Below are 12,748 nucleotides of genomic sequence, written 5' to 3' on the forward strand. Positions count from 1 at the left end.
AAAAGGGCTGCTGACGCATTGATGGTGCAGCCATGATGGGAAAATGGAGCGGAAAGGCTTGGCTTCAGGGAGCACTCTCCTTTTCCAGGGCATCGCTCATCTGCTGACGCCAGGTGATCTGGGCCGTATGCATGTCATGCGCGATGCAACGCTTGGCGCTGTGGTAAGCGGCAACCCGCCTATCGGGGAGGATTTCGTGGCCGGCATGGCTCATCCGCGCCATGGCCTGCGGTAGATCGGTATAGGATCCGCTTGCGACGGCACCGAGAATGGCAGCGCCCAGAAGAACGGAATCCGGCTCGGCAGGCAGAAGGATGCGGCAGCCGGTGGCGTTGGCATGCTCGCGCAGGAAGACGGGGTTCTTGGTGCTGCCGCCTGTCGCCAGGATCGTGTCAATCCGGTAGCCCCGGGCGTTGAGGGCATCGATGATGTCCTTCGTGCCATAGGCGAGGCCCTGCAGTGTCGCGAGGTAAAGCCGCGCGAGATCATCGACCGTGTCGGACAGGGTTAACCCACTGATCATGCCGGTAAGGTCCGGATCAGCATGAGGAGAGCGGTTTCCGTGGAAATCCGGCAACACATGCAGACTGGCAGTGATCGTGCCCGGCAGCTTGCCGCGTTCCAGAGCCTCGATCCGTGCGTTCAGCAGGGCGTAGACGCTGCTTCCCGAATCTTTGGCTTCCTGCTTGAGAGCAGGGCCGAAAGTATGGCTGGAAATGATGAAGTCGATCAGCGCCCCTGTCGCGGACTGGCCGGCTTCGTTCAGCCACATTTCGGGTACCATGGCGTTCCAGTAGGGGCCCCAGACGCCGGGTACGAAACGCGCGTCTTTTGATACAGCCATGTGACAGCTCGAAGTGCCGCAAATCAGCGATATTGAGCGCTCAAGTTGATCGTCCGAGAGAGAGCCTTCGGTATTCAGTCCGAACAGACCGATTCCACCCGCATGGGCGTCGATAGCGGAGACGCCAACGGGGATACCGGGTGGCAGTCCCATTTCCTCGGATGCTTTATCGCTCAAGCCACCATCAACAATATTGCCGAGGGGGCGAATGTCGTTCCCGATACGGCGGAAACCGTCGAGTGCGAGGTCTTCAAGTCCGATGGACCGGAAATATCCTTCGTCCCAGCGGTTTTCATGAGCAAGATAGGTCCATTTGCAGGCTGTCGAGCAGGCCGAGCGGGACAGGGAGCCTGTAGCCCGCCAGGTGAGAAAATCAGGAAGATCGAAGAAATGGGCAGCCTGTTCGTAGGCCTGTGGAAGGTGACGCTTCAGCCAGAGGAGCTTCGGCGTTTCCATTTCCGGAGAGATCGTGCCGCCCACATAGCGCAGCACATCATGGCCGCCATGGTTGATCTCGCGGGTCTCCTCGATGGCACGGTGGTCCGCCCAGAGAATGACATCCTGTCCCGCCGCGCCATCCGGATCTGTCGACAGTCCGCAGCCCTGTCCGTCAAGGACAACAAGGGAACAGGTTGCATCGAAACCGATCCCGATGACCTGACAGGGAACATCAAGCATTGCGAGCGCAGTACGGGTCGCTTCGCAGACAGCGGACCAGATATTTTCTGAGGACTGCTGGGCATAGTCAGCCCGTGGCGTCCATGTCTGGATGCTCTTGACGCATGACGCTTTCTTCCGTCCGTCGAGAGTGAAGAGACCCGCTCGGGCACTGCCTGTTCCAACATCAATTCCCAGAACCAGATCCATAAAATAACACCCAGATCATAAAAAGCGAACGTCGGGCATGAGAGAGACTCATGGACGTTTGATTAAAACTGAATATCACACTCTAACGCCGTGAACTATCATTGTTTGTGTTACATACAACAAGAAAGGTGTCCAGACAGTGCGAAAGAAGTTTTTCTGTTGAGGGTGGTTGTCCGCACAGGGACGCGCTGAGCAGGCACAGTCACGACCGGTTTTGGGAGAGCAATTTTTTGAAAGTTGTAACGGCAGGGAGGTAAGAGCGGGCCGCTTCAAAGGCGATTGTCAGCATCGGCTCGACATGTAGCTTTGTCTAACCGGTAACCAGCGCAACATGAAACTTTTTACGGGATCTAAGATTGCCCGGCCGGGCAGGAAATAGATTTGTATAAATGAGTGAGGGACATTGGGTGTGGACGACACAGATCCACAAACCATTCAGCTATAGCTTCTGATAAGTGCGTGCTAAAAATAGTTTTTAGTGGGATTTTTTTACCGGACCGAGTAGTGGGCGCAACAGGAATTGAACCTGTGACCCCTACGATATCAACGTAGTATAGAAGTCACGAAAAATAGCAGTTTAATGCGGGTCTCAGCTTGTCATCTCAATATGCTGTACAGATTTTGCACATCATGCCAGTTTGTCGATCGGTTTTTTACACTAACCGCGTTGGTGTAAAAGAAATGGCGTTTCGCTAACATCAAACCGAACCGTCAAGTATTCCTTGATGACTAAACCATTGAGCAATCCTCAAGAGTTCGTACACAGCCGCCAGAAACCGCGCTGAGCCGGCGAGTCGATGTAAATGCATGCGGCAGTCTGTTTTGTAAGCACACGAAAAGGCATCTGATTGCGGATATACAATCAAGCAGGGGCAACCGAAGTCACGGGGAATATTTATCTGTAAATATTTAAATGTTCCTGCTTTGTGCAAAAAAATAACTCGACTCAACACTTTGAGTACGCGAATTACATTTCAGCACCAGTGCGTTAATGGATGGTGAACCGGGCTGCAACCCGGCTCACCGTTTAGCACTGACTCGCAAGCATTAACGAGTTTGGTATACAGAGGAGCGTTTCGTTTGGAAACACCTTGCAGAACAGAACATTGCTTTGAAGTGTCCGAGTGTCAATGCGTCATTGACCGAAAGGGCCACATAAATGGCTTCGACGCAAAGTGGGGGCAATGTGCCACCTCATGAAATCGCCTCTATCCTGCAGCGCCTAAAGAACGGTGAGTTTCAGCATGACATTGCGGCTGAATATCACACCAATCAGGGTCGGCTTTCTGAGCTGCGGACTGGTAAGCGAAAAACATTCAAGGACAAACGTCCTCAGAACTAGCGAGATGGCGGGGCTTCGGCTCCGCTATTTTTATTTCTCACTTACATCTCGCGCTACTCCCATCATGGCGAGCGCGATGCCCGAGAGCAGGGGGACGAGGATGATGGCGATGGCTATGAGGTCATGCAGCACGGCGGCGGCCGACGAATGGCCATGCGCCGCTGGCAGGGCAGGGGTCGCCATACCCTGCGATCAACAGCCTGACATGTGTGGCCAGTGCCCTCCGGTCCACCTCAAGTCGTCCGGCCGCGCCTTGCCGGACCGTATCGTTCTGCCCCAGCAGCGCTCCGGCATATCCGACCTGCCGGCCCATCTCCGCATCAGGCAGCGCGGATAGGGGCACGAACTGGACTGGCACATTCAGGGTCTGGCCTTTCGTCCGGCTGGCATCGGCTTGTAGCCCGAAGACCGGCAGGGCCGACGTGGCCGAGACGGAGAATGAGCCAGACTGGCTGAATGTCCCCGACAGATCCATCGTGACCGGCCCGGCAATCATGGCCACGACCGGCTCGGAAGTATGCTGGGTATACTGGAGCGCTCGGACGTTGGCATTGAACCGGGCGGCCTGATCGGCTGTCCAGTTCTGCACGCCAGACACGCTGACCACACCCGCCTTAGTCAGGTCGGCCTGCACACCTGCAATGGCCCGACTGATCGTCACAGGCCCGTAGGCTCCAGCCGAGCAGGCTGAAAGAGCCAGAAGCCCGCTGAGCGCCAGCGGCCTCATGTCAGTGTCTCCCCGCTCAATCCGGTCCATGTTTTCGTATTGGGATTATACATCGCCATAACCCCCTGTGTTCCGCCATTGATGGCTTTGTCGGTTATGACGGCAAAAGCCCAGTCTCGTGGCGATGAAGGGAGGTCAGCAAACTTGTAGGCTGCCGACTGCAAAGTGCCTGGCCAACTAAATGACCCTTGCCCGTTTCCACCGGTCCAGACGAGATTGTTATAGGACCATTGGGTGTAGACGTACCCACCGCTGCCATCCTTGATTGTGAGTCCGATAGAACCGGGCAGTGTGATCCCGCCTGTGAAGGTGGCCCCTGCCAGGGGCGCGTAATCCTCGCCATTCGCTGGTGCATAGCCCAAGGCGCTTTCGATGGCGGAAGCCGTCACCTCCGCATCCGATCCCGCGGGCCCCTTAGCTCCAGCCGGTCCTTGTGGCCCAGTCTCTCCCGTTGCCCCGACCACTCCCTGCGGGCCTGTTGGCCCGGCAGGGCCGGTTTCGCCCGTATCACCCTTTGGACCGGCTGGCCCGACAAGGGACGCCAGCCATTGCGCTTCTGTCCCGACATATCCGGAGGAAACGGCGACTTGGTAGGCGCTTTCTCCCTGCAGTCCGGCATCGCCTTGGGGGCCTGTTGGTCCGGGCTGTCCAGCAGTGGCCATCCATTCGCCAAGGGTCTGCGTCTTTTCAGCGGATGTGACGTTGAGGCCCGAGCCATCACCTGAATAGGATTGCGCTTCCACGCTTGCGAACGAAGGTGTGCCGACTGGAGCTTCTTCCTCCGTCGCCATCACGACGCGGCCATTCGAGGAGTACCCGGCCGGTAGCGCCTCGGTATCTGCAATCAGCACATTGCCGTTTGTCAGTGTGTTGGATGGGAATGTATCTGAGGGGGGCGCCGTAGCTTGCGTAAGGGCTGTGATCTGTAGAACCGCCATCACCGAATAGACGCGCGCCTGTACGGTCGTAACCTCGAACAGGATCTTCTGGGTTGTGTTCGGCTGACCGCTGGCGAGGAACATCACCAACTGCGATCCAGCCACGGCACCCCACATGATCGCAAGAGCATAGTCTCCGCCCCCGGCCGTGATGACCGTTGCTGACCGGATTGCTGTCAGCGTGTCGCCTGTTCCTGCCAGCAGGGCAGAGAAATCAAAGGTGTAATCCAGACAGTCGGCCGAGGCCTTCGGGGCGCAGATAACCTGAGAGACGGTCCCGGTGCTTCCCTGTAGAACGATCGTCCGCAGCGGGGACGGCGTCAGATTGTGAACCGTCGTCATGCTGCCCTCACTTCGGCTGGCGGGAAATCGAATTCTTCCCCGTTCGGGGAAAAACCCGGCACGCCCAGCCAGTTTTGCCGTGACAGCAGGCCGTAAGCCTCGTCCGTAATCCGTATGAAGGTTGCCCAGGGCATGAAAGTGCGAGCGCCCCAGGTGTTGAAAAACACGCCGACCGCGACCGCGATGGCATGGTCGCCTGCCGGAGTATGGTCGCTGATGGCATCCCAATCCCGGGTCTCGCCGAACCCAAGAGCGATGAAGCGATTGCGCATAATGTCTCCAGACATAAAAAAACCGCCTCAGAGGGCGGCCAGGAAGGGCAAAAGTGCGGTTCGGAAAGCTTCCTCATAGGAAGGTAAAGTTGCGCGCACCGAGAAGAATGATGTGTCAATCCGCAGCTTTGAGGGGATCGCCTGCTTTCGGATGGGTGGATTCCGGGTCGAGGCTCCGTTTGGTGGCTTCGATAGACGTCAGGGACATTTTGGAGATCGGTCACAATACGGGCGACGATAAGTCTTGCTATCGTCCTTCGTGGCCGGTGTACAAGGGTTTTATGGTCATTATCTGACCCCGGAATCCGCAGTCGCTCTGTCAATTATGGCAACCATCCTGCCGGGCCAGACTTTATGTCTTTAGCAACAGAGGGACATTTTTCATGGCCATTCATGGGTTATCACGTTTCAAAGGCCGAAAGGTCCTGGTAACTGGTGCCGCCTCCGGGATCGGCTATGCAACCGCCCGCCGTTTTCTTGCGGAGGGCGCTCACGTCATTCTGGTTGACCGGGACAAGGCCAAACTTGATGACGTCATGAAAGCCCTGGAACCGCCATACGCTGCGGCGTCATTGACGGACATCTCCTCTCCAGAGCAGGTTCAGAAGCTTTTCACGTTCGTCAGAACACATTTTGGAACACTGGATGTCCTCGTGAACAATGCGGGCGTCACCACCATTGGCACAGTGTTGGATTGTGACCTGGAAGCGTGGGGCTCAGTCTGTGCCACGACCCTGACCGGCACTCTGAATGTCAGCCGCACATTTCTTCCTCTGCTAATCGAGACGAAGGGCACTATCGTCAACACTGCCTCTGTCTCCGGCATGCGTGGCGATTGGAACACGGCGTATTATGACGTCGCCAAGGGAGGGGTCGTGAATCTGACGCGTGCCATGGCCATGGATCATGGCAAAAGTGGTGTGCGCGTGAATGCGATCTGCCCCTCGGTCACACGTACAGCCATGACTGCCGATGCTGTTAAAGACGAGGCTTTCGTTGCCAGTGTCGAGGCCCGGATTCCATTACAGCGCCTGGGAGAACCGGAAGACATGGCCGCCGCCATTACGTTTCTGGCCAGCGATGACGCTGCCTATATTACAGGGCTTATCATGCCGGTTGACGGAGGTGCCACGGCTTCCAATGGCCAGCCTCCGTTTCCGATGCCGTGAGGACGCAACTTCACTGTCCTCAAGCTGCTCCTGTAACAACCGATCCTAGTCCCGCTCCGAGCGCAGAAGTCTCAACGCCTGTACCGATCGCGTGTCGTAAGGGGGCTGGAAGCCAGGAATAAACAGCCCCGATCCCTTTCGCGACCGTTCCCATGATGGACACAAGCGCGTTCACGTCCTGCCCGAACCGTTGCACGTCATTCGGGTGCGACTGCACGTAATGTGTCACATCCGTCAGGGCTGACGTCATCATTTGTACGGCCTTGACTACTGGCGTCATCATTGCCGTAGACGTAACAGCCTGGAATGCCCGCCATGCTTCTGTGAAGGAAGCAAACTGCGCGCCCGGAGCATTTTGGAGATAATCATCAGTGGAGTGTTCCCTTGCGACTGCTGGGCAAGGTTGCGCTGCTACTCTCTTGAGTACAGTGCCATATGTGCCGAAAGTGAGGCTCCGAGGTGCTGAACCATGCTCCGGGACGGGAGCCGCCCGTCTGCTGGTTGCCGAACAGAAAGCGCTGACGCTCCTTCTCGGGTAGTGCCTCAAGCTGTTGCAGATACTCCGGCGACAGATTGGCCCGGTTCGCGTCCAGGTTGATCTGCATCGTCTCATAATCCCCCTTCGCCATCCGCTCAGGCGTTGGGGAATTATCCTCCGCATGGACTGGAATGAATGCCGTTTTTCGAACCGTATTCGGCGTCGAAAGCTGGCGGATCGTGTCGCCGATTCCCGCGCGGGATTTCAGGACTGCTGGCATAGTTCGATAATACCCGAACTACAGTTGTTGGTACAACGAAAATCAGCGCAGTTGCAGCTCCTAGATCGGGTTATTCGCAGCGTCCCGACTATAGTCCTGTTTTTCGCGGGCGTAGAACGCCTGATCTTTAGCCTTTATCGCTTCTGGACCATCGGAATGATCGCGGATCGCTCCAGAACACGCCGCGAGAGATAGCGCAGTAATTCCGAGAATGAGCATTATTCTTGCGGTCATGGCGTCCTCGCATGTCGGATTGTCAGTCTTTGTCTTTGAGTCTTGAGCCCGCAATTAAAATAGGCGTTATACCGATCCCCTCCCAAGGGTTCAGGAACCAGGGGAGGAGTACCAACTCTCCCTCTCATTGACCACGCTTGGCCTTGCCGAGAACGGGACGATTGCCGCCGTTTGCTTCGTGGCATAGCTTGCTTGATGAGCGGCTGACTCTGACCAGATTTCTTTTTGCCCTGATCGAACCCCTGCGAAAGATAGGCTTTGAATAATCGTCACTCGCCAATGGAGACGACGATGCCTGTAATCCACGCCAGCGAACTACCCAATCCTCCACCGCAGGCGCCACCCAGACCGCCGCAGCCCAATCCTTACCCACCACCGGGGGAAGATCCTCCACCTGTGGAAGAGCCGCCCAATCTGGTGAACTGATAGGAGCCCGGTGAAAGCCGGGTTTCTTTTTGCCGCAGATGAACTCCCCGATCGCAGCACGCTTGAATCATCTTGCAGGAGGGCAAATCATGTCCATTCCAGTTGACAAGCGCACCACGAAGCCAACGCTCTCTTCAGACAGTCGAGCCCCCAAACTCCATGACACCAACTCTCCGGAGGGCATTGAAAATCGACAGTATGATATTTCACATCCGCGATCGAAGCCTCACCAATATCGCATTCGCCCCTTGGGCAGGTTTCTTCCGCCCTGGACGCGACACTGAAGCATGGAGTGCTTCAGGAAAGCTGGAAAATTGTAACCATAGCTATGACAAACAGTAAAAATGTATCATCCTGACAGGAGAACAATTAACAGGAGGCGGATTTGAAGCATTTTTTATTGTTGCTGGCTGTATTGGCAGTACCAAGTGTGGCCTGTGGGCAGGAAATGAAATTCAGTACGCCGCGGGCCATGAAAAACGGTCCTGTTTATCCGGAAAAATTGATTGCGAAAAATGCTACAGGTCAAGTCAACCTAATGTTTGATATTGACAAAACCGGTCATACTGTAAACTGCCAAGTGATTTCCAGCACAAACCCCGAGTTCAATGAAAGTGCATTAGATCACTGCCGACAGTCGAGATATACTCCTGCGACCGTACATGGCCATCCTGCAGTTGAGCATCATCATCACACAACCCTGAGTTTCGACTTGGACAACTGAAGCACGCGCACAAAAGGTTGGGCCTAAAGTTTCGTGACGGCATGATCGGGCATACTCATGAAAGACTGAGGAATATTTCCGAAGTGGTAGGAGATGCTTGGGGCTGCCCTCCTTTTCCGAAAGCAAGGAGAAACCCGACTTTTTGACAGCACAAAAAAAACCGCCCGGGGAGGCGGCCTGACAGTGGTGTATGGAAGCGCGTGATATTGGCCCAGAATCTGCCTTGCCAGAGGGTAACGAAACGGTACCCCCTTAAATCGCAGATACAATTAGGTTGAATCTCCCCCTCTTTTCGTATATACAATAAGGCGTGAGATACGATTGGGACGACACCAAGCGCCTGAGCAACATCGTGCTTCTCGATGTTGCTCAGGCGCTGAAGGTTTCGAGTGGGATGCGGCTTTCATCCAGGCAAGCCAGTCTTCAAACGAGCCGCGTCTTATTGCGCTCGGACCGATTGGTGACCGTCTTCATGTGCTGGTGTTCAGCATCGAAACCCGGACCGTTCGTATCATCAGCCTGCGGAAGGCCAATAAACGGGAGGGATCGCTCTATGTCTCGCAAGACTAACATCATCATGCCGACTGACGAGGAAGATGCCCGGATTAATCAGGGCATCGCACTCGATAGCGATAATCCGGAACTTACTGAGGCTGACTTTCAGGCCATGAAGGCGGCAGCAGTGGTCGTCCCGTCTTTGGCGAAGGCCAAGCGTGTTCGTGGGCCGCAAAAGGCCGCCAAGAAGCGCTCAGTCTCCCTTCGCCTCGATCAGGATGTTCTTGAGAAGTTCAGGAGCACCGGACCAGGCTGGCAGACCCGGATCAATGAGGCCCTGCGCCGAGCCTGAGCAATTGCTGCCTTCTCGTCTGGGGTAGCCTTACTGGATAGGGGCGGCAGCTAAATGGCCGTCACAAAAGTCAGCACATACCGGCCTCCAAGCCCGTCATAGGCCGGATCTGTGCTACCCTGCTTGTCCACAAACACAAAGTCTCCACCGAGGCCGAGATAATCCGCATGGATGACTGGGTTCAGGTTCTGGCAGATCGCGTCCGCCACGACGCGCGTACTATTCTGCCAGACTTCCATGAAAAGACCGGTGGAATGCTGATATACGTCCGGCAGAACAAGCTGCTGGTTCAGCACGCTATTCAGGGACTGGCTTGCCGGCGCACTCAGAGGAACGGTGACAGAGCTCATAGCATGACACTCATCCATGATGCCTGGATCGGAAGGGAGGTTGTCGCGGCCTGCACCGTCCCATTCTGAACCGTCTGGCTGCCCTATGGCGTTCGGGTATTCGTGTACCCGGCTGAAGCCGTTGCTGGTCTTCCTGTTCGGAACCGGAGCGCGCATGTCAGAGGCTCTCGAGCTGGACTGGGCTTGCATCGACCTGAAGGGGAAACGGGCTGTCGTCTGGCAGAAGCAGGGGAACGAGCGGCATATCGATCTGCCGCCTCGCGTCTGCGAAACACTGGTTTCTCTCCCGAACCGGGATGGCCGCGTGTTTCGTCCTGTTCGTACCTGAAAGTCGAGAAAGGGGAAGGGCAGGGAAATCGGGTAGGCCTATTCGGAAAACGGGCGGAGCAGCGGCGGTCAGAACAAGTCCGGGTGGTCGGTGGCGTGTCGCAAAGCCGGCCTGCCGGGGCACATGCGCGTATGAACGCCCAAGGGGCAGAAGAAACCGAAGGGCATATTCGTACCGGAGGTCACCCCGCATGATGCCCGTCACACATGCGCAAGCTGGCAATACTGCCTGCACAAGGATCTGATGCGTTTCAAGGCAGACGGCGGATGGGGGAATATCACGACGGTCACGCGCTACGCCAAGGTGATGCCAGAGGCTTATCGGGATGAGATCATGGAATGGCTTGGATTCAAGTAGGGTGCGATTCGCACGAGATCACTGGGTCCGCGGAGCCTGCACCAGTTTTGCACACATCATAATGCCGCTAGGCGCATTAATATGAACAAACTTGAACCAAGGGCCGGGATGTATCGCCTGAAGATCTAAGGGCAAGCTATTGATTTTATGGGGTTTCTTACCGGACCGAGTGGTGGGCGCAACAGGGATTGAACCTGTGACCCCTACCATGTCAAGGTAGTGCTCTACCGCTGAGCTATGCGCCCCCGGTCCGGTGAGGCGGTTTCTAGCTATCTCCGGAAAGTCTTGCAACCCCCTCTGGAGCTAAATATGAAAAAATTATGCGACTTTCTTTGCCTCTGACGTCTTTCAGGGTGGACCGACCGCGGAATACTGCGATTCCCCTCCTTGTTTCGTCTCCACACTCCGGACGGAATTATCCTGCAGATTTTCTCAGGAGCGCGTCGCTCTCTTTTCAGGAACTTCAGCAGAGTGAAGACCGGTTTGTGGACCGGTTGCTTGAAAACGCTCCTGATTTCGGCGCGACACTGCTGTGTGCCGAATTTCCCCGTGTCTGGTGTGATCTGAATCGTGACTGGCGCGAAGTGGATGCGGGCATGTTCGATCCACCACCCCCTGAAGACGAGGTTCTCCTGACAGCCAAGGTGCAGGCCGGTTTCGGAGTCATTCCGCGTTACGTCACCCGTGGACGGCAGATCTATGGGCATTCCCTCCCTCCGTCAGAAATCAGGGCGCGACTTGCGACGGCCTGGCTTCCCTATCATGAGGCGTTGGCCACACTTCTGGCCGAGATGCGGGCCCGTTTCGGTTACGCGGTTCTTCTTGAAATCCATTCGATGCCGAAACTGCCCTATGCGCGCCCGTGCGATATCGTTCTTGGGGATGTGCATGGAAAGAGCTGTCATTCGGACATGACAGCTCTTGTTGAGACCCTGCTTGGAAACAGGGGATATTCCGTTCGACGCAATGTTCCCTATTCAGGGGGATACATCACGCAGCATTACGGACGGCCCGATCAGAACATGCATGCGTTGCAGATTGAAATCTGCCGGTCCCTTTACCTCAACACGGCGACGCTTCAGCCCGGGGGCGGTTTCGAGGAGACCCGGCAGACCATGCAGCATCTTCTTGAAGGAATAGCCGCCTCGATGAAGGGTAAACCTCTCTTATCTCCAACCCGCAGTGACATGGCTTTCTGAAAACCGGGAGGGCTGTCGTTTTCAACACGATCAGCGACTGCGAGCACGGTAACCGTCAGTCCGTTGTACCCTTATTCCGCGGCAGGCTACGGCGGATTTCCTCGGAATAGTCTGCATCAGGGGAGGCATTGGGCGGGCGGTGGATGCGACTTTGCCTCCTGAGTTCAGGAAAGGGCACGCGTGTATCAAGGAGCCCCAGATCATAGGCGAGGGAGGCGGTATATCCGCTGAGCAGAACCCGCCAGTCCAGCCGGTATCGCAGCCTGGCCTGCGCGCGTGTCAGGATGCCGGTGGTGCAGTTGTCCGTCAGGGTATTGTACCATGCCGGATGCCGGGCCAGCGTGTGGATCTCGCGCAGATAGCTCTCGAAAAGCTTTCTGCGTTCTGCCGCAGAGAGAGTGAGGCGGTAGAGATAGACGCGCTCATGCCGCACATCGGTCCGTACGCCGATCAGGTCACGCTCATCCGCCGTCACGTAAAACATCTCGTAATGGTGGAAGAAACCGGCAATGGTCGAATACTCGAACGTCTTCTGACGCCGCGTTTCGATGGACAGGGCCACATGCCGCCCATCCTTGAAGCCGAAGCTCAGAAAAACATGCGCGATGGCATTTCCCGCCCAGTAGGACGTGACGAGATCCACCGATGAGAGGTCATCCAGATTGTAGGTCGCATCGTAATAGCGGGGCGTATAATCCTGCGTGGTGCGATAGATGAAATTACGTACGTGCTGGATATGGGCGAGACTTCCGTCCATCGTGACGTCGGCGGGTACCGCGTATTCTCCCTGCCATTCCCGGTCATTGCGCGGTGGATCAGTGACATACCACAGGCTCAGGGCGCCGCAGAGCAGACCGGCCCCTGTTCGCGCCGCCAGCCTGTTCGGCAGGAGGAAGGCCCCAGAAACAAGCGCTGGAAAGAGCAGTGTCAGGGCGATACGCAGGCCCTCGGGTTCGAGAGTGGAATAATAAAGGGCGGCTGTTCCGGCGAGCACAAACACGACGAGCGCAAGGATACCCATGGC

At 56.3% G+C, this 12,748-nt stretch carries 14 protein-coding genes and 1 tRNA gene; 6 read left to right on the top strand and 9 right to left on the bottom strand.

All coding sequences use genetic code 11. From position 1 onward, the window contains the following. Positions 1-64 precede the first annotated feature (64 nt). The 4 genes from ABF859_RS10335 to ABF859_RS10350 form a co-directional block, all read right to left on the bottom strand. The gene (locus tag ABF859_RS10335) at positions 65-1,711 is read right to left on the bottom strand and encodes an FGGY-family carbohydrate kinase (RefSeq protein ID WP_415527696.1); all 1,647 of its coding nucleotides are present in this window, start codon (positions 1,709-1,711) and stop codon (positions 65-67) included. Between the two features lie 1,463 nt (positions 1,712-3,174). After that, a complete protein-coding gene (locus tag ABF859_RS10340) occupies positions 3,175-3,780 on the bottom strand; it encodes a hypothetical protein (protein WP_415527697.1) in 606 nt (201 codons plus the stop codon). Then, positions 3,777-5,060: a hypothetical protein gene (locus ABF859_RS10345; protein ID WP_415527698.1), complete on the bottom strand. Its 1,284-nt coding sequence runs from the start codon at positions 5,058-5,060 to the stop codon at positions 3,777-3,779. Before ABF859_RS10345 ends, ABF859_RS10340 begins: the two co-directional genes overlap by 4 nt. Further along, the gene (locus tag ABF859_RS10350) at positions 5,057-5,332 is read right to left on the bottom strand and encodes a hypothetical protein (protein ID WP_415527699.1); all 276 of its coding nucleotides are present in this window, start codon (positions 5,330-5,332) and stop codon (positions 5,057-5,059) included. The genes ABF859_RS10345 and ABF859_RS10350 overlap by 4 nt, the downstream gene beginning before the upstream one ends. Positions 5,333-5,715: 383 nt before the next feature. Here ABF859_RS10350 and ABF859_RS10355 point away from each other — a divergent pair, with 383 nt between their 5' ends. After that, positions 5,716-6,501, top strand: a complete 786-nt coding sequence (locus tag ABF859_RS10355; protein WP_415527701.1) for an SDR family NAD(P)-dependent oxidoreductase — start codon at positions 5,716-5,718, stop codon at positions 6,499-6,501. 19 nt (positions 6,502-6,520) lie between these two features. On the opposite strand, the gene ABF859_RS10360 is transcribed toward ABF859_RS10355, so the two are convergent. After that, a complete protein-coding gene (locus ABF859_RS10360) occupies positions 6,521-6,754 on the bottom strand; it encodes a hypothetical protein (protein WP_415527702.1) in 234 nt (77 codons plus the stop codon). A 115-nt stretch (positions 6,755-6,869) separates the two neighbouring features. Further along, positions 6,870-7,259 carry a hypothetical protein gene (locus ABF859_RS10365; protein WP_415527703.1) on the bottom strand — a complete coding sequence of 130 codons (390 nt, stop codon included), beginning with the start codon at positions 7,257-7,259 and terminating at the stop codon, positions 6,870-6,872. A gap of 1,045 nt (positions 7,260-8,304) precedes the next feature. Here ABF859_RS10365 and ABF859_RS10370 point away from each other — a divergent pair. The 3 genes from ABF859_RS10370 (at position 8,305) to ABF859_RS10380 (ending at position 9,490) form a co-directional block, all read left to right on the top strand. Next, a complete protein-coding gene (locus tag ABF859_RS10370) occupies positions 8,305-8,643 on the top strand; it encodes an energy transducer TonB (protein WP_415527704.1) in 339 nt (112 codons plus the stop codon). A gap of 321 nt (positions 8,644-8,964) precedes the next feature. Next, positions 8,965-9,213 (top strand): BrnT family toxin, encoded by a 249-nt coding sequence (locus ABF859_RS10375; protein WP_415527705.1) that lies wholly within the window; start codon positions 8,965-8,967, stop codon positions 9,211-9,213. Next, positions 9,197-9,490: a BrnA antitoxin family protein gene (locus tag ABF859_RS10380; RefSeq protein WP_415527706.1), complete on the top strand. Its 294-nt coding sequence runs from the start codon at positions 9,197-9,199 to the stop codon at positions 9,488-9,490. Before ABF859_RS10375 ends, ABF859_RS10380 begins: the two co-directional genes overlap by 17 nt. A gap of 50 nt (positions 9,491-9,540) precedes the next feature. Here ABF859_RS10380 and ABF859_RS10385 read toward each other — a convergent pair whose 3' ends face one another. After that, positions 9,541-9,840, bottom strand: coding sequence for a hypothetical protein (locus ABF859_RS10385; RefSeq protein WP_415527707.1), 300 nt, complete (start codon positions 9,838-9,840; stop codon positions 9,541-9,543). A gap of 85 nt (positions 9,841-9,925) precedes the next feature. Between ABF859_RS10385 and ABF859_RS10390 the strand changes: the two genes are divergently transcribed. Beyond that, positions 9,926-10,168: a tyrosine-type recombinase/integrase gene (locus tag ABF859_RS10390; protein WP_415527731.1), complete on the top strand. Its 243-nt coding sequence runs from the start codon at positions 9,926-9,928 to the stop codon at positions 10,166-10,168. A gap of 527 nt (positions 10,169-10,695) precedes the next feature. Here ABF859_RS10390 and ABF859_RS10395 read toward each other — a convergent pair. After that, positions 10,696-10,770, bottom strand: a tRNA-Val gene (locus ABF859_RS10395). A 75-nt stretch (positions 10,771-10,845) separates the two neighbouring features. On the opposite strand from ABF859_RS10395, the gene ABF859_RS10400 reads away from it, so the two are divergent. Next, complete coding sequence (locus tag ABF859_RS10400; protein ID WP_415527708.1) at positions 10,846-11,724, top strand: N-formylglutamate amidohydrolase; 879 nt, start codon at positions 10,846-10,848, stop codon at positions 11,722-11,724. A 55-nt stretch (positions 11,725-11,779) separates the two neighbouring features. On the opposite strand, the gene ABF859_RS10405 is transcribed toward ABF859_RS10400, so the two are convergent. Continuing rightward, complete coding sequence (locus ABF859_RS10405) at positions 11,780-12,745, bottom strand: DUF4105 domain-containing protein (RefSeq protein WP_415527732.1); 966 nt, start codon at positions 12,743-12,745, stop codon at positions 11,780-11,782. Positions 12,746-12,748 lie beyond the last annotated feature (3 nt).

Source organism: Gluconobacter sp., assembly GCF_047722525.1.
GTDB lineage: Bacteria > Pseudomonadota > Alphaproteobacteria > Acetobacterales > Acetobacteraceae > Gluconobacter.

Excerpts from the sequence above, each read along its gene's own strand:
- ABF859_RS10365 (WP_415527703.1), bottom strand. The coding sequence starts at position 7,259 with ATGCCAGCAGTCCTGAAATCCCGCGCGGGAATCGGCGACACGATCCGC.
- ABF859_RS10350 (WP_415527699.1), bottom strand. The coding sequence starts at position 5,332 with ATGCGCAATCGCTTCATCGCTCTTGGGTTCGGCGAGACCCGGGATTGG.
- ABF859_RS10340 (WP_415527697.1), bottom strand. The coding sequence starts at position 3,780 with ATGAGGCCGCTGGCGCTCAGCGGGCTTCTGGCTCTTTCAGCCTGCTCG.
- ABF859_RS10385 (WP_415527707.1), bottom strand. The coding sequence starts at position 9,840 with ATGAGCTCTGTCACCGTTCCTCTGAGTGCGCCGGCAAGCCAGTCCCTG.
- ABF859_RS10355 (WP_415527701.1), top strand. The coding sequence starts at position 5,716 with ATGGCCATTCATGGGTTATCACGTTTCAAAGGCCGAAAGGTCCTGGTA.
- ABF859_RS10405 (WP_415527732.1), bottom strand. The coding sequence starts at position 12,745 with ATGGGTATCCTTGCGCTCGTCGTGTTTGTGCTCGCCGGAACAGCCGCC.
- ABF859_RS10360 (WP_415527702.1), bottom strand. The coding sequence starts at position 6,754 with ATGATGACGTCAGCCCTGACGGATGTGACACATTACGTGCAGTCGCAC.
- ABF859_RS10380 (WP_415527706.1), top strand. The coding sequence starts at position 9,197 with ATGTCTCGCAAGACTAACATCATCATGCCGACTGACGAGGAAGATGCC.
- ABF859_RS10335 (WP_415527696.1), bottom strand. The coding sequence starts at position 1,711 with ATGGATCTGGTTCTGGGAATTGATGTTGGAACAGGCAGTGCCCGAGCG.
- ABF859_RS10400 (WP_415527708.1), top strand. The coding sequence starts at position 10,846 with ATGCGACTTTCTTTGCCTCTGACGTCTTTCAGGGTGGACCGACCGCGG.
- ABF859_RS10345 (WP_415527698.1), bottom strand. The coding sequence starts at position 5,060 with ATGACGACGGTTCACAATCTGACGCCGTCCCCGCTGCGGACGATCGTT.
- ABF859_RS10390 (WP_415527731.1), top strand. The coding sequence starts at position 9,926 with ATGGCGTTCGGGTATTCGTGTACCCGGCTGAAGCCGTTGCTGGTCTTC.